The organism is Elioraea sp. Yellowstone (assembly GCF_006704265.1).
GTDB lineage: Bacteria > Pseudomonadota > Alphaproteobacteria > Acetobacterales > Acetobacteraceae > Elioraea.
The window spans coordinates 1-3,195 of record NZ_VIKA01000236.1; the positions used below are offsets into that span (position 1 = coordinate 1).

4 protein-coding genes are annotated in these 3,195 nt (G+C 75.7%); 1 reads left to right on the forward strand and 3 read right to left on the reverse strand.

Features of this window, described 5'->3' with window-relative positions:
- A partial coding sequence (locus FK498_RS18125) for a methyltransferase (protein ID WP_141857039.1) occupies positions 1 to 374 on the forward strand: 374 nt, incomplete at its 5' end.
- Positions 375 to 377: 3 nt separating this feature from the next.
- Here FK498_RS18125 and FK498_RS18130 read toward each other — a convergent pair.
- The 3 genes from FK498_RS18130 to FK498_RS18140 form a co-directional block, all read right to left on the reverse strand.
- The gene (locus FK498_RS18130) at positions 378 to 1,142 is read right to left on the reverse strand and encodes a P-loop NTPase (RefSeq protein WP_141857041.1); all 765 of its coding nucleotides are present in this window, start codon (positions 1,140 to 1,142) and stop codon (positions 378 to 380) included.
- Complete coding sequence (locus FK498_RS18135) at positions 1,139 to 2,077, reverse strand: hypothetical protein (protein ID WP_141857043.1); 939 nt, start codon at positions 2,075 to 2,077, stop codon at positions 1,139 to 1,141. The genes FK498_RS18130 and FK498_RS18135 overlap by 4 nt, the downstream gene beginning before the upstream one ends.
- A 3-nt stretch (positions 2,078 to 2,080) precedes the next feature.
- Positions 2,081 to 3,195, reverse strand: a 1,115-nt coding sequence (locus FK498_RS18140; RefSeq protein WP_202614921.1) for an FHIPEP family type III secretion protein, incomplete at its 5' end; no start/stop codon positions are given.

The following is a 3,195-nucleotide window of genomic DNA, read 5'->3' on the forward strand; positions in this document are numbered from 1 at the left end:
TCGCGGCGGCGCGCGCCGGAGCGGTGGTGACCGCGGCGGAGATCGACCCGCTCGCGGCGGCGGCGATCCGCGCGAATGCGGCGCTGAACGGGGTCGAGGTCGCGGTCGCCCTCGGCGATCCGCTGGACGCGCCGGCCGAGGCGGAGGTGATCCTTGCCGGCGATGTCTGCTACGAGGCGCGCATGACCGCGCGCGTGGTGCCGTGGCTGCGCGCGGCGGCAGGCCGCGGCATCGCCGTGCTGCTCGCCGATCCCGGCCGCGCCTATCTGCCGCGCGCGGGGCTCGCGCCGGTCGCGCGCTACGAGGTCGCGGTGTCGCGCGAGCTCGAGGACCGGACCGTCCGCGTCACGACCGTCTATCGCGTGCTGCCCTGAGGATCAGGCGACGGGAGCGAGCAGCGACTCCGCCACCGCCTCGACGTCGCGCGCGGCGTCCGAGGTCGGATGGCGGGTGAGGAAGGGCGCCTGGCGCCGGATCGCCTCCGCCACGCGCGGATCCCGCCGGATCACGCCGGCGAGTGGAGGGGTGATGCCGAGGAAGCGCGCGCAGGACTTCTGCAGGATCGCCGCCGTGCGTTCGCCGGTCGCGCGCGAGGCGGCCATGTTGACGACGATGCGGCGATCGCCGGCCGGCGCATCGGTCTCGGCGAGCTTCAGGCAGGCATAGGCGTCGGTCAGCGCGGTCGGCTCCTCGGTCGTCAGCACGAGCAGCGTGTCGGCGGCGCTCGCCAGGCGCCGTTGCAGCCGCTCGATGCCGGCGCCGAGGTCGAGGACCGCGAGATCCCACCGCGCCGGGACCGCGAGCGCCTCGAGGATGCGCTCCGCGGCGGCGAGATCCGCGCCCGCGAGCGCGCCCGAGCCGGACCGGCCGGCCACGACGTCGAACGCGGCGCCGGCGACCGGCATCGCGCAGGCCTCGAGCGGCGCACCCTTCAGCAGCGTGCCGATGTCGCGTTCGGGATCGAGGCCGAGCTGAACGTCCACGTTCGCGAGCCCGACATCCGCGTCCACCAGCAGCACGCGGTGGCGCTGCGCGGCGAGCGCCTGGGCGAGCGCGATCGCGAACCAGGTCTTGCCCACGCCGCCCTTGCCGGAGGCGATGGCGATCAGCCGCGCGGCGCGCGGTCGGGTCGGTGCCGTCATGCCATGACGTCCTTGCGAAGGCTGCGCCGTGCCGCAGGCGGGGCGAGCAGCCAGGATTCCAGCGTGGCGGGATCGATCGGCGCGAGCCCGTCGGTCGCGCCCGGCCCGATCCCGGCTTCGGCCAGCGCGAGCGAGCCGGCCGCGGCGGCCGCGACGACCGAACCGAGGCGCCGCGCCACGTCGAGCCGCGTCGGCAGCAGGTGGCGCACGCCGCGCGCGGCCATCGCCGCGGCGATGTCCCCGGCCTCGGCCGCGTCGGTGCCGGCGGGCAGGACCAGGACCGCCGTCGCCCCCACCGCCTCGATCAGCGCGGCGAGCTCGGTTCCGTCCTGCTCGCAGAACGGATCGGCGCCGGCGAGATCGACCAGCGTCGGCGCATCCGGTGGCCGGCGCGCGATCGCCTTGGCCAGGCGCGGGATGTCGGGCGCCACCACCAGGTTGAGCCCGAGCAGCCGGGTGTAGGCGGCGAGCTGGTCGACCGCGCCGGCGCGCCGCCCGTCGGCCGCGATCACCGCGGGTGCGGCGCCGTCGATGCGCAGCCGGGTGGCGAGCTTCGCCGCGGTCAACGTCTTGCCCGCACCCGGCGGACCGCAGAGCAGCAGCACGGCGCCGGGGTCGAGCGGCAGGCGCGTGAAGGCGAGCGCGGTGGAGAGCGAGGCGGCGAGCGAGTCGCCGTCGGCGAAGGTCTCGATCAGCGCCTCCGGCACGCCATGCCGCCGCAGGGCGGCGCCGACCGTCTCCTCGAACGTCGCCCGGCGCCGCGCAGGCGGTGCGATCGGCTCGACCGGCTCCTCCGCCATCGGCGCGGCGGCCGTGACCTCCACCCCGCCCTGCGCCCGGCGCGTCGACAGGATCAGCGCATCCTCGCCGAGGGCGGCGCGCGCCTGGGCGAGCGCCTGGGCGGTGGTGCGGGCATGGAACACGCGCAGCCGCATGGCTCAGATCGTCCCCACCGTGCGGATGCGCGCGCGCGGATGCACCTCGGTCTGGCTCAGCACCGGGGTTGAAGGACGGAACCGCTCGACGATCGCGCGGATATGCGGCCGCAGGGCGGGGCTGACCAGCAGCGCGGGCTGCTCGCCCATGGTCGCCGCGCGGTCGAACACCTCGCGCACCTTGGCCATGAACTCCTGCAGCCTCGTCGGCTGCATCGCGAGCTGGCGATCCTCCGGCGGGCCGACCATCGCCTCGGCGAAGGCGCGCTCCCACTCGGCCGAGAGCGTGACCAGCGGCACGTAGCCGTTCGGCCCCATCAGGCTGTCGGTGATCTGGCGCGCCAGCCGGTTGCGCACGGCGGCCAGCAGGCCATTGAAGCCGCGCGCGCCGGCCGCGCCGTCCTGGATGCCTTCGAGGATGGTCGGCAGATCGCGGATCGAGACGCGCTCGGCGAGCAGCGCCTGCAGCACGCGCTGGATCGTGCCGGTGCCGATCTGCGCCGCGGTGAGGTCGGCCACGAGGCGCTGGTGCTCGCGCGGCAGCTCGTCCAGCAGCTTCTGCGTGTCGGCGAAGGAGAGGAGCTCGGCGAGATGGTCGCGCACGAGCTCGGTGAGATGCGTCACCAGCACCGAGGCCGGATCGACCACGGTATAGCCGCGCGCCGCCGCCTCGTCGCGCAGCGTCTCCTCGATCCAGGCCGCGGGCAGGCCGAAGGCCGGCTCGGTGGTGCGCTCGCCCGGCAGCGCGATCGGTCCGCCCTTCGGGTCCATCGCCATCAGCATGGTGGGGCGGAGCTCGGCGCGCCCGGCCTCGATCTCCTTCAGCCGCACGACATAGGTGTTGGGCGGGAGCTGCACGTTGTCCTGGATGCGCACCGGCGGCAGCAGATAGCCGAGCTCCATCGCCAGGCTGCGGCGCAGCCCGCGGATCTGCTCGGTCAGCCGCTGGCCGGACTCGCCTGTGGCGAGCCGCAGCAGGCCGTAGCCGAGCTCAAGCCGGATCGCGTCGATGCGCAGCGCCTGCGCCGGATCCTCCTCGGCGGCGGGCGCGGCCGGCTCGGCGAGCGGCGCATCCGCCTCCTCGGCCGCGCCGCCGGCCCGGTGGCGCGCCCAGGCGC